A 21452-nucleotide genomic window follows, 5' to 3' on the forward strand; every position below is an offset into this window, starting at 1 on the left:
CGCCTATAGAATATAGACAATATCTGTTGAATTTAACAGCATAAAAATAACGTCAACCTTCATTTAGTGATTGGCGTTATAGAATTTTTTTATTTTTTCCACTGTCTACTTGACAGGGGGCACTTCAATCTTTAACTTTTAAAATATCTGTTTAGGCTTTTAATTTTTGGCAAATTGCATAGTTGAAAAACTACATACCTACATGCAAATTTACGTGTGTTTTAAAGAATTTGGTAAAATAAACGATAAATAATCAATATTATAAAAAATGTAGGTATTGAAGTTTATGAATGATGTTTTTAACGAATTAGATAAAATAAAAATTTTAGATAAAGATAATATTTTAACCTTTAAGAATTACATAAATAAAAAGTATCCTAAAAATCCTCCAACTGAAAACGCCAAGATACTTTCAGAAACTATTAATAAAATTATATATACAAATTTAGAAGGATTACCAGATGACTTAAAACTACCTATTAAAAACGATATAATAAAAAATACTTTAAGTAAGGGAAAAGTTTCAATTACTCTATGTGATATTTTTCAAACTTGCATAGGCTCTGAAAACATAGGAAAGGATTTTACACAAGAGCTAATAAATTGGATTGATTTAAAAATAACAATACAAACTTCAAAAGAACATCTATATGATTATTTAGAATCAAATGGATTTAAAATTGTAAATTCAACTAATCAACCGGAAGACCTCTTGTATCATGAGGATAACTTTATTATTGAGGATAATACTGCAGATTTAAGTACCAATGAGAATGCAAAATCAAAAGGTTTTGTGTTTAATTACTTATCTGATTTCAAAAATTTTAAAAAAATTGGGTACCTAATCCTTGTGGCTATTATTATTATCCCTTTGTGTAACATTAATAAAGTTTCTTGTTTTAATAAAAAAACAAACCAAGAAAAACGTATTGTAAAGTCAGGTAAAAAAGAGTTCATTTCAACTAAATATCCAAACTTACATATTCCTAAATATATGAGATATACAGAAATAAATAAAGAAAAGCTGAGGACTTTTTTAGAAAAGAAAAATTCTCTTTTATCTAAAGAACCCTATTTCTCTACAATACTTTCTGTATCAAAAGAATTTAATTTAAACCCAATTGTTCTTTTCTCTATAACAGGACAAGAACAAAGTTTTGTACCTAGAAGTAATAGTAATGCTTATAAAATAGCCAATAATCCATTCAATGTATTTCATAGTTGGAAAGAATACAATACAGATATAAATGATACAGCTAGAATAGCCTCTAGAACTGTAATTAATTTATCTAAAAACAGACCAGAAAATAAAGATCCCTTTGAGTGGATAGGTAGGAAATATGCTGAAGATAAGAACTGGGGTAAAGGTGTAAAATCAATTTTTGAAAATTTAACCAAACAAGTTAATGAGGCTGTTTCTAAAAGTTAATCCTTAGAACTTATACTAGGAAATATTTTAAGACAGCCCCACTACATTATCTATGCTTTTTTATTTTTTGAACTTCTCCATCAAAATCATTTTTTAATACTTGTGCTATATCCGCTAAATGTTGACTAGCTTTAGCTATGTCTTCCATGGAAGCTTTTTGTTTTTTGGTAATATCTAAATCTTGATAAGTAATGTCTCCTATCTTTTTAACTAATTGAAGCATTTCATTAGAAGATATATCTATCTCTTTTATCAATCCAAGTAATTGTTCTATACTAATCTTACTTGAGTCTAAGTTATCTTGCGTATCCTTAATAAACAAGACAGTTTCTTTAACTACATCAATAATTGTTTTAATAGTTTTGTTTATTTCTTCTGCAGAATCATTTGACTGCTCCGCTAGCTTTCTTATCTCTTCTGCAACTACAGCAAACCCTTTACCATGTTCACCTGCTCTAGCTGCTTCAATGGATGCATTTAATGCAAGAAGATTTGTTTGTTCTGAAATTTCTTGTATAGTTGTTACTATATTTCCTATAAGTTCAGATTTACGAGTAAGATCATTTATTTTTTCAACAGATGACTTCATAGACTTATCAACAATATCCATATCCCCTATAACCTTACTAGCAAACTCACTGCAATTATCAGCTTTTTTATGAACAGTAGATGCTGTAGTTAATCCATTTTTAGTTTCATCATTTATTTGTAAAGAGCGCTGATTTACCTCATTTGATAAAGCCACTACTTCTTGAGAAGAAGCTGCAAGTTGCTCTGAAACAGAGCTTATTTGTTCTGTATTGCTTTCTATTGAATCTATTAAGCTCTTATATGTATTATTGTCTTTTAATACCTCTACAACTCCAATACACTCTCCATTCTCATCATAAATACCTATACTTGATACTAGAGCACTAATACACCTATTGTTTTTGTCATATACATTTACCTCAGTATATTTTAAAGTTTCCTTATTTAAAGCACATTTTTGTATGGGACAATCATCACATACATCTGATTTTAAAATATCGTAGCATTTTATCGTCTTTGCTTCTTCCTGGCTATAGCCCGTAAGCTTTTCTGCTGCCTTTGACCATGATAGTACATTATACTCCATGTCTCTTACATAATATGCATCGGATATAACCGTTTCAATTGATTTTAAGATATTATTTTCTTTCTTCAAATCTTCTATCTCTCTATTTTTTTGCTCTAACTCCTTATTTAGTTCATTAATTTTACTACTTCCAAACATGTTGTTAATCCCCCCATAATCTTTTATCCTTAATTTAAATATCGATAATCCTCTTAACTTTCTTAAATTTAAAACACAATATTAACTACTTAATTGAAATCATAATATAAATTATTGATACAAATATATCATTATATCTTATTATTTTTAATTTAATTTCTATAACAAATAAATCTGTATTATTTTTAATTCCTTTAGATATTACTGATTTATAATATTACTATGTATGAAAATATATAGTAATATCTTTTTTTCTCTGTTTATTATATAAAAACCATTTAATCTTTAATTTTACAACCACAAAATTTATATTCTTAAAAAATATTTTAAATTTAAGGTATAATTAAATCAATCAGTATAGCACACCCCACAAAAAGGAGATAAGTAACATGGACAGAAAAACACTAGCAATCTTAGGTATACTATTTATTATTATAAATTTTACATTTCATTGGACAATGATACCTAAGAATATAAAACATGCAAAACAATCTGGTAAAACAATATTAAATGAAAATAATTTTGTTAAATCCCTAAAAAAAGAAACTATTATACACAACATTATATTAGGTTTAATCGTAATTTTAGCTATTTTGAACATATTAGTAAGTTATAAATTAAATTTGACTATAGCCGTATATTTTCTAATTGAAGCTATTGTTTATTATAAAATTCATAAAAAATATATAATTGAAAATCCTAACAAAAAAGCAAATTAATCACTCATACACAAAAAGAAAGCTTCAACATTTAAAATTTTATATTCTCTTATAGCATTGCAAACAATATTATAGACAATAAAAATTCTACTAATAATGAAATAACTATCCAATAGACAATTGGTATCAAAATCATACATTACAATCTAATATTAAAAACTCTGGAGGTTGATTTGTATAAAAACAAACCAACCTCCATTCTCAGCTTTTACTTAAAAATTTAATTATTTTTAAATCATTGATTCTTGAATAATTTATTGACAATAGTTATATTTTAAAATCAAACAATATGGTTACAATGTATTTTTTATACAATTATTTAATGAAATATTATAGGAAATATAATATATTTTTTACTATAGTTAAATAACAATAGTATCTTATTTTACTAAAGTATTACTTTTATTCTACTTATCAATAAACAACAACAATATATTATCTAAATAATTTTTTTAGTTATAAAAATATTTTTTTATAACATAGGTTTATATAAATTGAAAAACTTATTTATAGTCTTTTTTACATATATACTTCTTATCAATTTTATAATGTATAATCATTTTAATTATTTCATATCCTGTTATAATTAAAATTGTTTCAATTTTTATTTTTTATTTTATAATTCAATTAGGCAGTAAACCTCATCAATATCATCTTGATTGATCTCTACCGAAACCAAAAATTTTATTTATCACTCCTAGTATCATTAATAAAAAATAATACTTTAAATTCGTTTAAGAAAATTAATAATACTGATTTTAAAAAAGAAAATATCCAAATAGTATCTAGTTCAGATAATTATTTGGAATATACTTATTCTTCAATATGATAATATTCTCCTGTGCTATTGGGATTTTGTAAAAATTATGTATAATATTCAAAGTATTGGAACAACTCCGAACCAATTAAAAAATCATATACAAAAGTACTTAAAAGCTCAGTGTGTAACAGATAAATGGTAAAAAGCCTCCAAATTGTATGGAGGCTTTTTCAACAATCTGAGCACATAGTATTGCATTTTATGCAATACTATGTGCTTTTTTATTATAATGATTACGATTTTTTTCTATAACTACAGGGAATTCGCTATCCCCTTTTAATTCTTTATTCTTTTCTATTACTACGTTCTTATCTATAATAACATTTGTGAGTTTAGCATTTTCTTTTATCTCACAATTTTGCATTATTATGCAGTTTTCTATTTTAGCGCCCTTATGAACCACAACTCTTCTTGAAATTATACAATTCTTTACTTCCCCTTCGATAATACATCCATTAGCAATAAGACAGTTTGATGCCTTAGAACCATTATAATATTTTGTTGGAGGTGCATCTTTTACTTTTGTATATATAGGCCCATTTTTAGAAAATAGCTCTTTACCTATTTTAGGATTTAACATATCCATATTAGCTTTATAGTAAGCTTTAGTTGAGTTTATGCATGTCAAATATCCGTCAAATTCATGAGCTTTTATATTAAACTTATCGCAATTTGCATATACATACTCTTTAACTGATTTGTAATATCCTTTAGAAACACATTCATCTAAAATCTGTAAAAGCGTATCCTTACTCATTATAAACATATCCATAGATAGATTTATTTCATTATTAGTTCCTATGTTTTTTCCTACACTTATGACAGAATTGTTTTCTCCTATATTAAGCACATGGCAATCTAAAAAATTGCAAGATGAGTTTTTAACTTTTTTATAAATTATAGTTATATCATTATTGTCATTTTCATAGAAATCTATAGCGCTTTTATAATCTATGTTACAAATCATATTTGAAGATGAAAAAACAACCTTACTTTGTTTACTTCTATATAAATATTCCATATTATTTGTTATAAGTTCTATATCATTAGTAATTGCACTTGAATAATTAAAATTAAAAATAAACAGTCCATTAATTTTTCTATCTAAATCCCAATACCTTCCTGAATCAAGATGATCCATTAAAGACCTAGATCTACTCTGAGTGTATATCCCTACATTAGTTAATCCTCCATTAACCATATTTGAAAGAACAAAATCTATTATTCTATACTTTCCACCTATAGGTATAGATGCAAGAGGTCTTTTACCTGTTAAATTTTTTATATTTTCATCATTTTCATTTAAACTTATAATCCCCATGTAATCATTGTTCACATATATCACCCCGAATTTATTTAATTATTGAATTACTTTTTATATCCTCATTATCACCTATAACTGTTACCTTCCCAGAATTACCTATAATACTATTTTTGCCAATTGTTACCCCCATACTAACTATAGACTTTCTTATTATCGCATTATCACCTATCTTTGTATTACTCATAATAACCGAATCCTCAATTATAGCATTTTTCCCTATGTGAACCCCAGGAAATAAAATAGAGTTGGTTACTGTACCAAATACAGTACAGCCCTCAACTATTAAAGAATTTTTTACTTTTGCAGTATTTCCTATATATTGAGCAGGTTTAGTTGGATTAACAGAATATATATTCCAATACTCATCATAAATATTTAATTCATTATCAGGATCTAAAAAATCCATATTTGCTTCCCATAAACTTTCTATTGTTCCTACGTCTCTCCAGTATCCTCCAAAAGGGTAGGCATATAAATTTAATTCACTTTTTAGCATTTTTGGTATTATATTTTTACCAAAATCATGGCTAGACTGCTTGTCTTTACAATCTTCTATAAGGATTTTCTTCAAAACATTCCAATTAAATATGTATACCCCCATAGAAGCTTTGTTATTTTTAGGTTCTGAAGGTTTTTCCTCAAATTCGTATATTTTATTATCCTGAAATGTATTCATAATACCAAATCTACTAGCTTCTTCTATTGGGACCTCAATAACAGCAATAGTTGCATCGGCATTTTTCTTCTTATGAAATTTAAGCATTTTAGAATAATCCATTTTATAAATATGATCTCCAGATAGTACCAATATATGTTCTGGCTCATATCTATCAATAAAAGATATATTCTGATAAATAGCATCTGCCGTACCCATATACCAATTTCCACCATCATTCCTCATATGAGGTGGAAGAATACTTATTCCTCCATTTATCCTGTTTAAATCCCATGGTGTTCCTATTCCTATATGTGAATTAAGTTTATGTGGCTGATATTGAGTTAATACTCCTATAGTGTCTATTCCTGAATTAGAACAATTACTTAAAGTAAAGTCAATTATCCTATATTTTCCACCAAAAGGTATTGCAGGCTTTGCATTTTTTTTAGTTAATACTTTTAACCTTGTTCCTTGTCCACCAGCTAAAATCATAGCTAGTATTTCTTTTTTTAACATTTCATTCACCACCAAGTATATTAATTTTCTGTTATAAAATGGTATTTATGAATTCTATATTACATTATTTGGTATTTAATTTCAATATGTTTAATGTAAATTTATTCCTTTTGTTGTAATTACTTTATCTTTTCCCTGTTTTATATAAATTATTTAATAATTCTCTTGGTTGAAATACACTTTTTTATTTAAGAAAAATTCACACCATCTTTTATATACTTTGATATAATATAAATGGTATGATTTTTTGATATTAAAAACTTTAGTTTAGCATTTAATATTACTCAATTTTTCAATTTTCCCTATAATATTGGACATAATCCTATTAAGAGGCGGTGTTTTGAAATTGTTTTTTAAAATTGTATTAATCATTTTTTCTTTATATTTTATTTTAGATAATTTCAAAGCTTATAGACACATAAAAAATCAAAATAAGAAATTAGATTTAAATGAGAACCTTTTAGAATGTATTCTTAATTCAACTGGAGATGGTATACTTGTAGTATCTTTAGATTATGAAATACTTCATTTTAATAACAATTTTTTAAATCTTTGGAACCTATCGAAAAACTTATCATTAGATAAGTATAAAGGCCACGAACTTATAGACTTAGTTTCTGATCAATTAAAATACCCAATTAAATTTAAAAAAGATATAGAATTAACTTTTAAAGAAAATAAGGAAATGAAACAAATAGTATTATTCAAAGACAATAGGATTATAGAACAATATAGCCGACCACTGATTATAAATTTTGAAACCATAGGACGTGTCTGGAGTTTTAAAGATATAACCAAAGAAACTAATGCAAATAATCTTATAGAAAAAAATGCTCAACAGTATAAAAAATTGATAGAATTTCTACCTGCCGGAATATTAATTCATATAAAAGGTAACATTCTATTTTGTAACACAGAATTTTGTAACCTTCTTTCAGTTAATAATCAAAACTTTCTAGTAGGTAAAAATATTTTAGATTTTGTACATAAAGACTATATAGATATTGTAAGAAATAGGATAAATGAGGTTCAAGTAGAAAGTAAGACACCTAAACCTTTAGAAGAAAAGCTTGTCACAATTGATGGTAAAATAATAGAAGTGAATGTGTCTACTTGCCCTTATATGTATGAAGGTAAAATGGCCTCATTAGTAGTATTTCAAGATATTACGGAACACAAGCAAGCAGAAGCACTAAGAAAAAAAGTAGAAGAAAAACAAAGATTACTAGACCAAGCAAAAAAATATTCAGAACTTGAATCTCAGTTTTTCTCTAATCTATCTCATGAATTCAGAACCCCTTTAAATGTACTTTATAGCTGTTTACAATTAACAAGTTCATTAATTGAAAATTCTAATGAATATGAATTAGGACAGGTTATTGTTAAACTTAATGGCTATACCTCTTCTATGAAAAATAACTGCTTTAGACTTATGAAAATGGTAAATAACCTAATAGATATAACCAAAATTAAATCTGGTTATCTAAAAGTTTACTTCAAGAATGAGAATATAGTGAGTCTTGTGGAAAACATTGTACTTTCTTCATCACAATATATTGAACAAAGTGGATTATCATTAATATTTGATACCGATACAGAAGAAAAAATAATGGCTTGTGATTCTTATTTTATAGAACGGATTATTTTAAATCTTCTTTCAAATTCAACAAAATTTACGCCCAAAGGAGGAAAAATATTAGTAACTTTATATGATAAATCTAAGCATATAGTTATCTCTGTAAAAGATACAGGTATTGGAATCTCAAAAGAAAATCAATCTATGATATTTGACCCCTTTACCCAAATAGATAAATCTCTTACTAGAAAAAGAGAAGGAAGTGGAATAGGTTTATATATTGTTAAATCTTTAGTACATCTTCTTGGAGGAGAAATTAATATTAGAAGCCGTCTTGGAAATGGTAGCGAGTTTATTATACAATTACCCTCATTTCTTGTTTCAAATCCTGCTATGAATCTAGAAACAAGATTTGATTATGGAAATATAGATACTGCTAACAATGTAAAAATTGAATTTTCAGATATATATTAAAAAATAATTTCCTGTGAAGTATTTTAATTTCATAGGAAATTATTTTTGTAAATGGCTATGTTTTAATAAATTGTTGATTTCGTATAATTTCAAAAACAATTGAAAACAGAACCTTTTAAATTAACATTTTCACAAATTCATCACAATTAAAACATACTTTAATCACAATAATTTTTTACTATTATAATACAAAATATTTAGGAGGTATTATAATATGAAAAATAAATTTAAATGGATTATATCAATATTTTTTTTAGTTCTTACTCCTTTTATAGCTATAAGACATCAATTAATGGGCGGCGGTCCTAGCGGTTCTCCTTCAGTGGATGCCCTTTGTCCCTTTGGTGGTCTAGAAACGTTACCTACTTTATTGAAAAATGGTACTTATATTCAAAAAATCACTCCATCTTCCTTCATACTATTAATTGCAGTAATCATTTTAACTTTTGTTTTAGGAAGAGCTTTTTGTGGATATATATGTCCTCTTGGAAGTATTCAAAGTTTAATTACTAAATTAGGGAAAAAACTTAATATAAAGCAGATTACATTAAATAGGTTTTTTGATAGAATCTTAAGATATGCTAAATATTTAGTTTTATTTGTAGTATTATTTACAACATATAAAGCTGGTGAATTAATACTAAGACCTTATGATCCTTGGGCTACATTTATGCACTTAACCTCTGGACCTGAAGTCTTTGAAGAATTTTTGATTGGTCTAATTATATTAATAGCCATCTTTATATCGTCATTATTTATTGAAAGAGCATGGTGTAGATATTTCTGTCCACTAGGTGCAGCATTATCTTTAACTTCGCCTCTTAGAATATTTAAAATCAAAAAAAATAATTCTACTTGTATAAACTGTAAATCTTGTACTCATAATTGTCCAATGGGACTTGAAATACATTCAAAAGTTTCTCCGTCTAGTATTGAATGTATCTCTTGTGGAGAATGTATGACTAGTTGTCCTATAAATAAAACTTTAGAAATGAAAAAAGGAGACATTTCTCTATCCATAAATAAAGTTGGTATTACTATAATCTTAACTCTAGTTTTAATTATTGGTGGGAATATGGTAATAGGGAATTTTAAAACATCTTTATCAAATCAAACTGTTCTTAATGAAAATGGGACGTCAAACCCCGATAATATAAAAGCATATATGACATTAAGTGATATATCTAAAGAATTTAATATAGACTCAAAAGATTTATTAAAAGCGTGCAACTTACCTAATGATACTGATTTAAATAAATCAATAAAAGAACTAAAAGATGATTTTGCAAAGAAAGGCATAGATTTTGAACCCTCTACTTTACGAGAAATAGTAAAAAAAATTATGAAATAACCTTAGACTCTTATCAGAATCTATAAAAAATTCAGTGTATAAATAACTTTGTGTAAACTTCTATAAAAAGATAATGTAAATATAAAGAACGTAGATAGATTTGTGTAAATACAAATCTATTTACACTTCTTTTGTATGCATAATTATGGTATTTATGATAAAAATAACTTGTATATCCTCTATTATTATATGAATCTTACGGAGTCTGCACAGATTATTCTACACTCTTCAATTTGTTACTCATATTTTTTATATCATCTTTAATCATATCATCTACAATGCTTATAATATCTACTACTCTCCTGTCTTTGATACTATACATTATTTTAAGTCCATCTTTCTCTGATTTTAAAATTCCAGCATCCTTTAGTATTTTTAAATGTTGTGATAAGTTTGATTGAGTAAACTCCACATTTTCATTTAATTCACATACACATAATTCTCTATTTACAAGTTCCTTTACAATCTTTATTCTTATTGGATGAGCTAATGCTTTAAATACTTTCGTATACATATCTTCAATCAACACTTTATACACCTCACTAATTTCTATACCCTTATAATATTTTAACCTATAATCCTTATTAAATCTATAAATTCTGAGCAAATGAAAAGGAGGCTAGTGCCTCCTTTTCATTATATTTACATTAATATTTTTCTAAAATATTATTTAGTTATACTATAGTTTTATCTGCAAATTGTAAAATCATATATTTGTTCTGTTTTTCACTATTTTATTATCTATTTTTTTCCACTCTTTCCTTTATTTCTTCTTTACCCTTATTTACTTTATCTTCTCTTGCTTTTAGCTGTTCTTCTCTTACTTTTAACTGTTCTTCTTTTGCTTTATTTGCTTTTTCTACTTTAACCTTTACTTCTTCTTTAGCTTTATTAACTTTTTGTACTTTTTCCTTTGCTTTAATTGTTTTCTCTTGTGATTTCTTTACTTCAGTGTTTAGTTTTTCTTCTATATTTTCCTTCTTAGCTTCTATTTTACCTTTTTTAACCTCTTCTTTTAATTCCTTTTTAGCTTCATTCATTGTTTTTACAACATTTCTCTTTTCCTCAAAAGCCTTTTTTAACTCTTCTTTTGAAGTTTCATAAGCTACTTTTTGCGTATTTAAAGTTTCCTCTGCAACCTTAATTGCATTTTCATCTCCTGACTTTTTCGCTTCTTTTAAACCAAGTACTGCCTTTCTATAAGTTTTTTTAGCATCATTTAAAGCTTGTCTTTTTTCAGCCATATTTATTATAGCTTCCTTTTTAGCTGTTTGCATTTCTATAACTTTAGCTATAGTTTCTTTAGCATTGTCTCCAACCTTTGCTTGTATAGATTTTAAAACTTGTATAGATTTCATTTGCTTAGCTATAATTTTTTGCTCTAATTCTTCTAATTTTTTATCCTCATCTTTAGTTTCCACTTGTAAATCCTCTTCTTTATTAACTTCTTCAGTATTTATTACTTCTTCAGGTTTATTAGAAATTTCTTCTAATACTTCATTTGTTTTATCCATATTTTCTTGATACTCTTCTAATGCTTTTTGAGCAAGTTCTTCATTGTTAGCTTCAGCCATAACTTCACTTTCACCAAGTCTTTCTTGTGCCACATCTGATATTAAATCAACCTTTTTCTCATCATCAAAGGTAAGACTTATTTGTAAATCATCTAAAGCTTTATCCATCTTATAAAATATACTGTCCGGTGTTACTCCTGCTGAATCCTTTAAAGATACCTCTCCTTCTGCAAAAGCACTTCCACTAACCCCGCCTATTATAATTATTGCTGCTAAAAAAATCCTTATTTTTTTCATATTTGTTCCTCCTTAAACTGCAATTTTAAAAATAAATACAATGAGCATTAAGATTTAGTATTGTATACGACAAACATCAATATTTTAGAGGGGTGATTTGTAAAATTTTATTTATTTTATTTTAATTTTTTTTAAAAATTTATTTAAAAATTCGTGTATAATTATAAATGCAAAGAGGTGGTGTAATGAACCTAGAACAAATGAAAAAAGTAAATAGAGATGATTTTATAAAAAACAACAAAAATTTTATATATACTACAACTTATAAAGTTTGTAAAAAAAATCTACATTGGGAAAATGACGATGAATTAAGCATAGCTTTAATAGCTTTTAATAAAGCTTGTGATACTTATGATGATAATAAAGGGAATTTTTTTAGTTATGCTTCTGTACTTATAAAGAACTCATTAATCGATTTTTTTAAAAAATCAAAGGATACGCCTTATTTAATTTTTGATTCAAATAATGATGAAGAAAAAAATAATCATTATATAGACTATAAAGTCTCTTTAAATCAGTATGAAATTGATTGTGAAAATAAAAATCGTGGTGAAGAAATAATGCTTTTTACACAACAATTAAAAAAATATAAATTAGATTTTCACTCTTTAGTTAAATCTTCTCCTTCTCACATAGATACAAGAAATAATTTATTAAACCTAGCACTTATTTGTTCCAAAAATGAGGATATATTAACATATATTAAAACAAAAAAGCTACTTCCTATTACTCAAATTGCACTAATAACTAATAATAGAAAAAAATATATAGAGAAATGGCGAAGATACATATTAACACTAGTAATACTTCTTTCTAGTAATGATTTTCCTTATATAAAATCTTATTTAAACATAAAGGTTGGTGATAACTATGAGTAAAAAGTGTGGAATAGTAATGGAGGTAAAAAATAGAACTGCGTGTCTATTAACTAGTAATGGTGAATTTGTACAAGTTAAAATTAATAAAAATCTTCCTTCTATTGGTAGCTCCTACACAGGCGAGGAAACAACGAAATTTTCTTTAAATAAATTTGTTGCAGCAGCTGCTTGTTTAATCTTATCTTTGTCTATATGTGGTGGTGCCTATGCTTACTATACTCCTGTAGCATCGGTGTTAGTTAAAATAAACCCTTCTTTAGAATTAAAAATAAATAGATGGAACAAAATACTATCTGCAACTTCTTTAAATTCTGAGGGTAAGCATATACTTGATTCAATTAAAATTAAAAATAAATCAATAAATGATGGCCTTAATATTATACTTGATCAGGCAGAAAAACAAAATTTTATTAATAAAGAAAAAAATAGTACCATTAGCTTGTGTATAAATAGTAATAAAGACATTGATTTAAAAATAGCTGAATTAAAATCCACAGTAAAAAATAAAAACTTTAATTTACAAATCAGTGCTTATACTGATGATAAAAATTATTATAAAGATAAAGGAAAAACTAATAACAGCAATAAAATTGATAATAAAAATAATATTAAAAATATACCTAATAATGATTTTAATCCAAATAAGTCTAATAGTTCAAAAATTAATAAAACTAATAATATTGATTTAAAAAATAACTCTAGTAATGGCAATTTAAAAGCTAATGATAAAAAGACTAATAGTCCTTCAAATACTAATAATATAAATAAGTCTAACAATGACAAAGCTCATCAGAATATAAACAAAAAAAACATAGATAAAGGTTATGAATATAAAAACCAAAAACATAATCCTAAGAAACAAAAATCCTATGAAAAAGAAGGTAATAATAAAAAGTCATCGAATTAAATTAAAAGAAGGTATCTAAATAATTATTTTTAAATAAGAAGTAGGTGAACTATGTGAAAAAAGCTACGGGAGTGGTAATTAAGGTTTATTCTAAATACGTTTGTGTAAGAACAATAAATGGAGAATTCATAAATTTAACTTTAAAAGACTACACTCCAAATGTAGGAGATATATATACAGGAACTATATATAGTGGAACTGCTTTAAAAAGAATTAGAGCAATAATCTTGCTCTCTGTAGTCCTGTTAATATTATTTGGACAAAGCTTGTATTTTTACTTAATACCATCTGCCACTATAGTACTTAATATTCCTCCATCCATACAACTTAAGGTAAATAAATGGAATAGAATAATTTCTGTAAAAGGACTTCAATCATCAGGTCAAAAACTTACTGATTCTATAAAATTAAAAAATAAATCCTTAGATGAAGGCCTAAAGCTAATTATAGAAACGGCTAAATCGGAAGATATTATTAATAAAAAATATATTGATAATAACAATGCTGTAACTATTTATGTTTGTTGTGATGAAAACAAAGATATTGATTTAATTAAATTTGATGAATTCATGAAGCATGAATCACTTAAATACCAAATAAATAATAACGGGAAAGGAACTTTTATAGACTAAAAAAAATTTTATTGTTTCATAGTTATATAACTGAACTCCTAGTAAAAATATTTTTACTAGGAGTTCTTATCAAGCATATTCTTATTTAAATTTTGGTATTTCATAAACTGGTTTTGCAGACTTACAGCTTTCTATTAATGTCTTAATATTAGCTATTTGTTTCCTTGCCCAACCTATATCTGTAGCATATTGATGCCATGTAACAGATATATTCCATTTCATTTTATAAAGATTATTTTGCATATATTTTGTGCTATTTATATATCCTGAACTTATAAACTTAGCTCCTCCCTTAATTGCTGCATCTACACTAAACCATCCTTGACTATAAGCATATTCTGAGCCATATTTATTAGGATTACTATCAAATGCATGTACACCAAACATATTATATACGACTTTAGGAGTTACTGGCTTCCCATCTACAGAAGATACTAGAATACCCTTAGCTAATGCTGATGTTCCATTTCCAGTCTCAAGTAAGGCATGAGATACTAAATATATAGGGTTTATATTGCTGTCCTTAGCTGCTTGTAAAAATGCCGCTCCCGTTCCAACTAATATACCTTTACCTTTTAACATATTATTAAGATCTTCAACACTTACTTCCATATAATTCAAGCTCAAAAACATATATTTATCATAGTTGTCTAAGAAATTGTTTCCATTCATATAATATTTAATTAAATTAGTACTTGGAGTATTCCAACCATTATCGCTATATATAGGCGCTCCATCTACTTGTTCTTTTGTCGCATCATCTAAACTTTTGCTATATTCTTTGTATATGACAGTTTCATTACTCTTTTTATCCTTAATTATGTTGCTATCTAAAACTTTGAAATATGTAGAATAGTAATTATCGTAGTCTGTATTACCATCCTTATACTTTCCTTGTTTATTGGCTCTTTTTACATAAACTACAATCTTATGCTTTCCTGATTCTAATCCACTAGTTAATGATACTGGATAAACAGTATTACCATCTTTAGCACTTGTATAACCTGTAGTCAATTCATTATATGTATTATTGGGATACTTATTTGCATTGTCATATGTATCGTTGGGATATCTAAAATCAAATATTCTATACTGAACTTGTCCAGAATAGCTGCCATACACATTAAAATCAATCTTTTGATTCATCATAATAGGACTATTATTAAATTTAATATCCTTTAATACTGGCAAAGAGGAGTAACTTGTACAATCTTCATACTTTATAGATGTTGTAAAACTCATTCTCACAGCCTTTGTAAGCTTTTTTCCCAAAGATGATTTAACATTAGTACTTAATGTTAATGTATAGTTTTTATTTGGTGTATATCCTCCAGTAGGTGGACATACAATTATAGACTTACTATTATCGCCTGGTAAAACATTGGCTTTTACAACATTTCCACTACTATCTTTTACTATTATATTCGTAGAATTTACTGAACTACTATCTAAATCAAGGCTGCAATTTACAGTCCAAGGCTTAATTATGCTTACTTCTGTTTTAGATGGCATGTCCACAAATTCCTCTGCAAAAACAGTAAGAGACATAGTAGATAAAATAATTGTTAAAATCATTGCCTTTATTAATCGTTTTATCCCCTTCATTTTTTCACCTCCTAATATTATATATGGTATTATATTATCGTTTAGTTTGATTAATTTTTTAGTTATAATTATTACCATATATTACTTTTATGGTATCATAATATAAAAAAGTATTCTACACTGAAAGGGGTCATAATATGCAAAACTTGCAACAAATTTTAATGCTGTTATCAGGTATAGGAATTTTATTATTTTCATACCTTATAGGTAAAAAACAAAAATTGTATTTAGTAACAAATAATATTGCATCAATTAAAGATAAAGACAAAGTATCTAAGTCTCTTGGAATAGCCTTAGGAATTATAGGTATAGCCAATATTAGCACCCCTATTATTATTGATTATTTAGGTAAATTAGCCCTGATCATATATTCTATATTAGTTGTTATTTCAGTAATTTATATTATAAGAATCTACATAAAATATATGTGAAATTATACAAGCTCTCTTTCTAATAAATTGCCGTTTATTATTTTATAAAATTTAAATATTAAAGGACCTGCTAATCATAATAATTAAAATTTCTTTGATAAAAGGTACGTTTTAATTTTAGCAGGTCTTTCATTATTTATTTATTTTTAAAAAATTTTAGTTCTTCACTTTTTTCCCAATCCTCAACTTTATTTGCTGCTTCTCCTAATAAATCTTTTAGACTTACTAATAAAGAGGATACTTTAAAATCTTTGGCTGCTCTTTCTAATCCCGATATGTCTATCTCATCAAACATTTGACTAACTACTGGAACTATATAGCTTATAATATTATCTTTTTCATCCTCCTCTTTATTTTCCTCATCATTACTACCTCTAGTCATTTTCATATCTTTGTTTAATGTATATAAATAATTATATTTAGATGCATGCTTTAATTCATCTGTTATAATTTCAAAAAGCATATCTCTATAATACCTAGTAGGTAACCCCTGCCTTATTACTCTATACTTCTCAACAGCCTTAAGCTCACCAAATAAAGCTCTTTTTATACCATCTATATAAGATGATGGTTTTTCAAAATCAACATTTTCATCTGCCTTAATATCCATTCCAGTTAAATCTTTATATATCATTCTAAACATTTTATTATGCTTTTTTTCATCATCTCTTATTGATGCAATTATCTCCTTTTCATCTCTTGTAGGTGCTACACTTATTAAGTAATCATAAAATAATTCGTCTTCTCTTTCCCCCGAAACAGCCTCTTCTATTAGCTTGAGGGAAGTCTGTAATGCATCTGTATTATACATCATACCATATGGCATTGGCTGATACATAATTCTCCTCCTAAAATATTTCTTCAATATTTATAATATAAAAAAGCTTATTAAATGGTTACTAAAAAACTTAATTAAACTCTAATTTTACTAAGAATATATATAGAAATTAAATATATAACAGGAATTTTTAAGGAATTTTTAAGATACTCTTAATCTTGAGTTAAAGAAAAAAGTGTAAAATTATATTTATAGGAAATACTATTCGTATATTAACGAAAATATTTGTTGGAGGATTTGACATGAAAATTCTACTAACTACAGACACTTATTGTCCTTATATAAGTGGAGTTGTTATATCTACACAAAATCTTTATAAAGAATTAAAGTCCATGGGACATGATGTTAGAATTTTGACTTTATCTAACGATGGCAAAGAAAAAATTGATGGCGATATATATTATTTGAAATCTTTTGATTTAAAGATCTATCCAGGTGTAAAATTCAAAAAACCTTTCAATAGTGCAGTTGGGGAAGCTTTAATGAATTGGAAGCCTGATATAATACATTCTCAAACAGAGTTTTCAACTATGATAAATGCCAAATATCTATCTTCAAAACTAAAAATACCTCAAATACACACTTATCATACAATGTACGAGGATTATTTAGATTATGTATTAAATGGGAAAATAATAACACCTAAAACTATGGCGCTATTTATGAGACTTCTTTTAAATACTTTTGATAGAGTAATTGCTCCTACTGTTAAGGTAAAAAAAGCCCTTACTGGTTATGGAGTTAAAACTCATATGGAAATAATACCAACAGGAATTGATCTAAGTAGATTCCAAAAAAGTATATCTGATGAAGAAAAAATCTTGCTAAGAAAAAAACATGGTCTATCTTCTGATGATAAAGTTTTAGTTTACTTAGGAAGAGTAGCATATGAAAAAAATATAGATGAGATTATAGAATTTTTCTCAACAATTAAAGATGAAATCCAAGGCTTGAAACTCTTAATTGTTGGTAAGGGTCCTTACCTTGAAGATCTTCAATCCACAGTCAAGGATAAAAATTTACAAGATAAGATAATTTTCACAGGAATGGTGGATCCAAATGAGGTTTATAAATATTATAAAATATCCGATGCATTTGTAACTTCCTCAACAAGTGAAACTCAAGGCCTTACTTATATAGAAGCTTTATCTAGTGGACTTCCTGTAATATGCCGTTATGATTCTTGTATAGAAGGTGTTATTGAAGAAGGCTTAAATGGATTTGTTTATGAAAATAAAAAAGGTTTCACAGATGCAGTAAGAAGATTCTATTCAGATGATAATCTTCGTTATAAACTTTGCCAAAATGCTGGTCTTGCAGCAGATAAGTTTTCATCTAGAACCTTTGCTACAAATATAGAAGATGTTTATAAATCTGTATTAGCTGAAAAAAAGGCTGTTTCAGCCCAATGTTCAGCATGAAAAGCTTGAATCTAAAATAGCTTCAAGCTTTTTATATTACTACAATAAATATGCTTCTTAATTTCAGGTGGAGTTTTTGCTCCAGCTGAAAGTTACTAACAAAATTCTTAGTGGTTTCATTTCTTAGAAGTAATTATCCCTTAGTGAAAGCCTTTGTCCAAGAGCATCAGAGATGTACTCCAACTTTAAATAAGGTACTTTAATTCCTTTAAACTCTCAAAAGCTTTTTCTCTAGGCCTTACTTCAATAATATATACTATATCTCTTCCACCCATTTTTTGAAAATGCCATTTAAAATCTACATCTCCTGTTCCTATCACCTGATGATCACTTATCCCATTATTGTCATGAATATGACAAGTTCTAATTCTATCTAAATGCTTTAGAAAAAATTCTACCTCTTCATATTTATTTTCATACGAGTGACCTATATCCCATGTTAAAAATAGCTCCTCTTCTCTTTCTAACATTTCTTCTAAAACTTCTTGAACTACTTTTTTAGGAAATCTCCCTGAATTTTCAACACACAATTTTAATTTTCCTTTTGAATAGTCTATTAACTCCTTTAACGTGGAAATAAGCACATCTTTATATTCATCATAAAATAATTCGTCCATATATGTCTTTCTATCTGTTAGAGTAAAACATACTGCACTTCCTATATGCATTGTCATTCTGCTTGCCCCAATATGAAACCCAAAATCTATAACTTCCTTTAATCTATTAATTGCAGCATCTCTAATCCCTTTTTGGAGCTGCAAAAGAGAAATATCTTCGGGTGCATGAAGGGTGAGTTCTATATCCTTATCTTTTCTATAACTATTTATTATACCTCTTTCTTCTTTTGAAAATTTTTCAGGGAAATAAATAGGCATATTTATATTAATTTCAACAGCATTAAATCCATTATTCTTTGCATAATCTATAGTATCATATATATTTTTCTCTCCTGCCGATGCTGCATATCCAATATATTTCATAATTGCCCCCTTCTTAATAGTAATTAATCCCTCACTACTAGTTTATGTGCTTTCCTGTGTTAAAAATCTCTACTGCTAATTGCTAATCTCTAACTTTGTAAAGATATTTTTATATTTTCTTAGAGACTAGCAATTATTTTAATTAGATGGTTACTATCATATAGTCACTAATTGCTAAAGTGTTGTTGTTTTTGCCTCTATTATATCTTTAACTTGTTTGAACTTTTCAAGAGATTCTTTTGAAATCTCATCATCAACATTCAATACCATTAAAGCCATATGCCCCTTAATTTTTCTACCTACCTGCATTGTAGCTACATTTATATTTTCAGTACCAATTATCGTTCCTACCCGGCCTATAACTCCTGGTACATCTCTATTCTGTACAAACAACATGTGTCTACTTGGTTTTACATCTACCTCATAACCCTGTATTTCTACAATTTTACCTTCATTTTTGCTTGACACTGTTCCCGATATTGTAAATTGTTCCATCTTATTATTAATTATTTTTATAGTAACTAAGTTAGAGTAATTGTTATGATTTTTATCCATTACCTCTTGACTTATGCCTATTCCATTATTCTCTGCAATAATTTCTGAGTTAATATAATTTACTCTATCTGTACTTATAGGCTCTAATAACCCCTTTAAAAATGCCCTTTTAAGAATATCTATATCCACATTTATTGACTCTCCCCAATAAACAATATCCACATATTTTACAGGATGTGTATTTAGTTGATAATAAAACTTCCCTAAAGTTTCCGCAAGCTCAATATATGGTTTCATATCTCTTAGTTCTTCTGTTGTTATTCCAGGTAAATTAACTGCATTAGGAACCATTTCCCCTTTTATTCCATTAATGACTTGCTGAGCAATAGTAACACCCACATTTTCTTGCGCTTCCACTGTTGTAGCTCCTAAATGGGGAGTCACTGTCACACTTTTAAATTCATATAAATTACAAGAATACCTAGGCTCCTCATCATGTACATCTAACCCTACACTCTTAATCTTACCACTCTTTAATCCATTATATAAAGCAGTTTCATCCATGAGTTTTCCTCTTGCTGCATTTACTATTCTTACTCCATCTTTCATTATTTCTATTTCACTCTCACCTATCATACCAATAGTTTCTTTTGTCTTAGGAGTATGAATAGTTATTATATCCGCTTCTCTTAGGAGTTCCTCTAAAGCCTCTTTTTTCTCAGCACCAAACCTTTTATACCTCTCATCAGATATATATGGATCATAAGCAATTATCTTCATTCCAAAAGATTTCATTCTTGTAGCAACAAGAGCTCCTATTTTTCCAAGACCTATTATTCCAAGAGTCTTATTATAAAGCTCATTCCCCATAAAAATCTCTCTTCCCCATTTCCCGCTTTTCAGATATTCATCAGCAAAAGTTAAATTTCTAGACCCTGCAAGTATATGAGCTATTGCAATTTCACAAGCTGATATAATATTACTTTCAGGTGTATTTGCAATAATAACCCCTTTTTTTGTAGCCTCTGGAATATCTATGTTATCTACTCCATTACCTGCTCTACCTACGATTTTTAAATTCATAGCCTTATTCAAAAGCTCTTTATCTATTTTATTATCACTTCTTATTATGAGCCCCTCATATTCATGTATTTTGTTAAGTAAATCTTCTCTAGATATATCTATACATACATCTACATCCATTTCTTTTCTTAAAAGCTCTACCCCTGCATCATCTATTCTTTCTGCTATTAAAACTTTACCCCTTTTCATTTTTACCCCCCGCTAATTTAAAAATTTATAATTGTCTTTAATTTTATAACAATTCTTGTT

The 21452-nt window shown here is 27.0% G+C and carries 18 protein-coding genes; 9 read left to right on the forward strand and 9 right to left on the reverse strand.

The genetic code is table 11. The features are described 5' to 3' along the window. Positions 1-286: 286 nt before the first annotated feature. Entirely contained in the window at positions 287-1429 is a 1143-nt protein-coding gene (locus tag OW729_RS16290) for a hypothetical protein (RefSeq protein ID WP_268062615.1), read from the forward strand. A 46-nt stretch (positions 1430-1475) separates the two neighbouring features. Here the strand turns inward: OW729_RS16290 and OW729_RS16295 are convergent, their stop codons facing one another. Then, the gene (locus tag OW729_RS16295; protein ID WP_268062616.1) at positions 1476-2684 is read right to left on the reverse strand and encodes a methyl-accepting chemotaxis protein; all 1209 of its coding nucleotides are present in this window, start codon (positions 2682-2684) and stop codon (positions 1476-1478) included. 389 nt (positions 2685-3073) lie between these two features. Between OW729_RS16295 and OW729_RS16300 the strand changes: the two genes are divergently transcribed. Further along, positions 3074-3403, forward strand: coding sequence for a hypothetical protein (locus tag OW729_RS16300; protein WP_268062617.1), 330 nt, complete (start codon positions 3074-3076; stop codon positions 3401-3403). A 1019-nt stretch (positions 3404-4422) separates the two neighbouring features. On the opposite strand, the gene glgD is transcribed toward OW729_RS16300, so the two are convergent. Together glgD and OW729_RS16310 are read right to left on the reverse strand one after the other, a co-directional pair. Next, positions 4423-5559, reverse strand: a complete 1137-nt coding sequence (gene glgD, locus OW729_RS16305; RefSeq protein ID WP_268062618.1) for a glucose-1-phosphate adenylyltransferase subunit GlgD — start codon at positions 5557-5559, stop codon at positions 4423-4425. 16 nt (positions 5560-5575) lie between these two features. Continuing rightward, positions 5576-6721: a glucose-1-phosphate adenylyltransferase gene (locus OW729_RS16310; protein ID WP_268062619.1), complete on the reverse strand. Its 1146-nt coding sequence runs from the start codon at positions 6719-6721 to the stop codon at positions 5576-5578. Between the two features lie 340 nt (positions 6722-7061). Between OW729_RS16310 and OW729_RS16315 the strand changes: the two genes are divergently transcribed. Next, on the forward strand, positions 7062-8771 hold the full coding sequence (locus OW729_RS16315) for a sensor histidine kinase (RefSeq protein WP_268062620.1): 1710 nt from the start codon (positions 7062-7064) through the stop codon (positions 8769-8771). Positions 8772-8985: 214 nt separating this feature from the next. Then, positions 8986-10122, forward strand: coding sequence for a 4Fe-4S binding protein (locus tag OW729_RS16320; protein ID WP_268062621.1), 1137 nt, complete (start codon positions 8986-8988; stop codon positions 10120-10122). Positions 10123-10336: 214 nt separating this feature from the next. Here the strand turns inward: OW729_RS16320 and OW729_RS16325 are convergent, their stop codons facing one another. Together OW729_RS16325 and OW729_RS16330 are read right to left on the reverse strand one after the other, a co-directional pair. Continuing rightward, positions 10337-10636: an ArsR/SmtB family transcription factor gene (locus OW729_RS16325; protein ID WP_407647699.1), complete on the reverse strand. Its 300-nt coding sequence runs from the start codon at positions 10634-10636 to the stop codon at positions 10337-10339. 223 nt (positions 10637-10859) lie between these two features. Further along, on the reverse strand, positions 10860-11933 hold the full coding sequence (locus OW729_RS16330) for a DUF5667 domain-containing protein (protein ID WP_268062623.1): 1074 nt from the start codon (positions 11931-11933) through the stop codon (positions 10860-10862). Between the two features lie 185 nt (positions 11934-12118). Between OW729_RS16330 and OW729_RS16335 the strand changes: the two genes are divergently transcribed. From OW729_RS16335 to OW729_RS16345, 3 genes are read left to right on the forward strand one after another with little or no spacing between them, the layout of a single operon-like run. Beyond that, positions 12119-12811, forward strand: a complete 693-nt coding sequence (locus OW729_RS16335) for a sigma factor (protein WP_268062624.1) — start codon at positions 12119-12121, stop codon at positions 12809-12811. Next, entirely contained in the window at positions 12804-13718 is a 915-nt protein-coding gene (locus tag OW729_RS16340) for an anti-sigma-I factor RsgI family protein (RefSeq protein ID WP_268062625.1), read from the forward strand. The genes OW729_RS16335 and OW729_RS16340 overlap by 8 nt, the downstream gene beginning before the upstream one ends. Before the next feature lie 53 nt (positions 13719-13771). Continuing rightward, positions 13772-14350: an anti-sigma-I factor RsgI family protein gene (locus tag OW729_RS16345; RefSeq protein WP_268062626.1), complete on the forward strand. Its 579-nt coding sequence runs from the start codon at positions 13772-13774 to the stop codon at positions 14348-14350. 81 nt (positions 14351-14431) lie between these two features. Here OW729_RS16345 and OW729_RS16350 read toward each other — a convergent pair whose 3' ends face one another. Further along, the gene (locus tag OW729_RS16350; protein WP_268062627.1) at positions 14432-15955 is read right to left on the reverse strand and encodes a glucosaminidase domain-containing protein; all 1524 of its coding nucleotides are present in this window, start codon (positions 15953-15955) and stop codon (positions 14432-14434) included. Between the two features lie 137 nt (positions 15956-16092). On the opposite strand from OW729_RS16350, the gene OW729_RS16355 reads away from it, so the two are divergent. Next, positions 16093-16386, forward strand: a complete 294-nt coding sequence (locus tag OW729_RS16355) for a hypothetical protein (RefSeq protein ID WP_268062628.1) — start codon at positions 16093-16095, stop codon at positions 16384-16386. A gap of 136 nt (positions 16387-16522) precedes the next feature. Here the strand turns inward: OW729_RS16355 and OW729_RS16360 are convergent, their stop codons facing one another. After that, a complete protein-coding gene (locus OW729_RS16360; RefSeq protein ID WP_268062629.1) occupies positions 16523-17224 on the reverse strand; it encodes a ferritin-like domain-containing protein in 702 nt (233 codons plus the stop codon). 242 nt (positions 17225-17466) lie between these two features. Here OW729_RS16360 and OW729_RS16365 point away from each other — a divergent pair, with 242 nt between their 5' ends. Continuing rightward, positions 17467-18645 carry a glycosyltransferase family 4 protein gene (locus tag OW729_RS16365; RefSeq protein WP_268062630.1) on the forward strand — a complete coding sequence of 393 codons (1179 nt, stop codon included), beginning with the start codon at positions 17467-17469 and terminating at the stop codon, positions 18643-18645. A gap of 185 nt (positions 18646-18830) precedes the next feature. Here the strand turns inward: OW729_RS16365 and OW729_RS16370 are convergent, their stop codons facing one another. Further along, complete coding sequence (locus tag OW729_RS16370) at positions 18831-19625, reverse strand: sugar phosphate isomerase/epimerase family protein (RefSeq protein WP_268062631.1); 795 nt, start codon at positions 19623-19625, stop codon at positions 18831-18833. A 174-nt stretch (positions 19626-19799) separates the two neighbouring features. Then, complete coding sequence (gene serA, locus OW729_RS16375) at positions 19800-21392, reverse strand: phosphoglycerate dehydrogenase (RefSeq protein WP_268062632.1); 1593 nt, start codon at positions 21390-21392, stop codon at positions 19800-19802. Positions 21393-21452 lie beyond the last annotated feature (60 nt).

It is taken from the genome of Clostridium brassicae (genome assembly GCF_026738875.1).
In the GTDB taxonomy this organism is placed as follows: domain Bacteria; phylum Bacillota; class Clostridia; order Clostridiales; family Clostridiaceae; genus Clostridium_H; species Clostridium_H brassicae.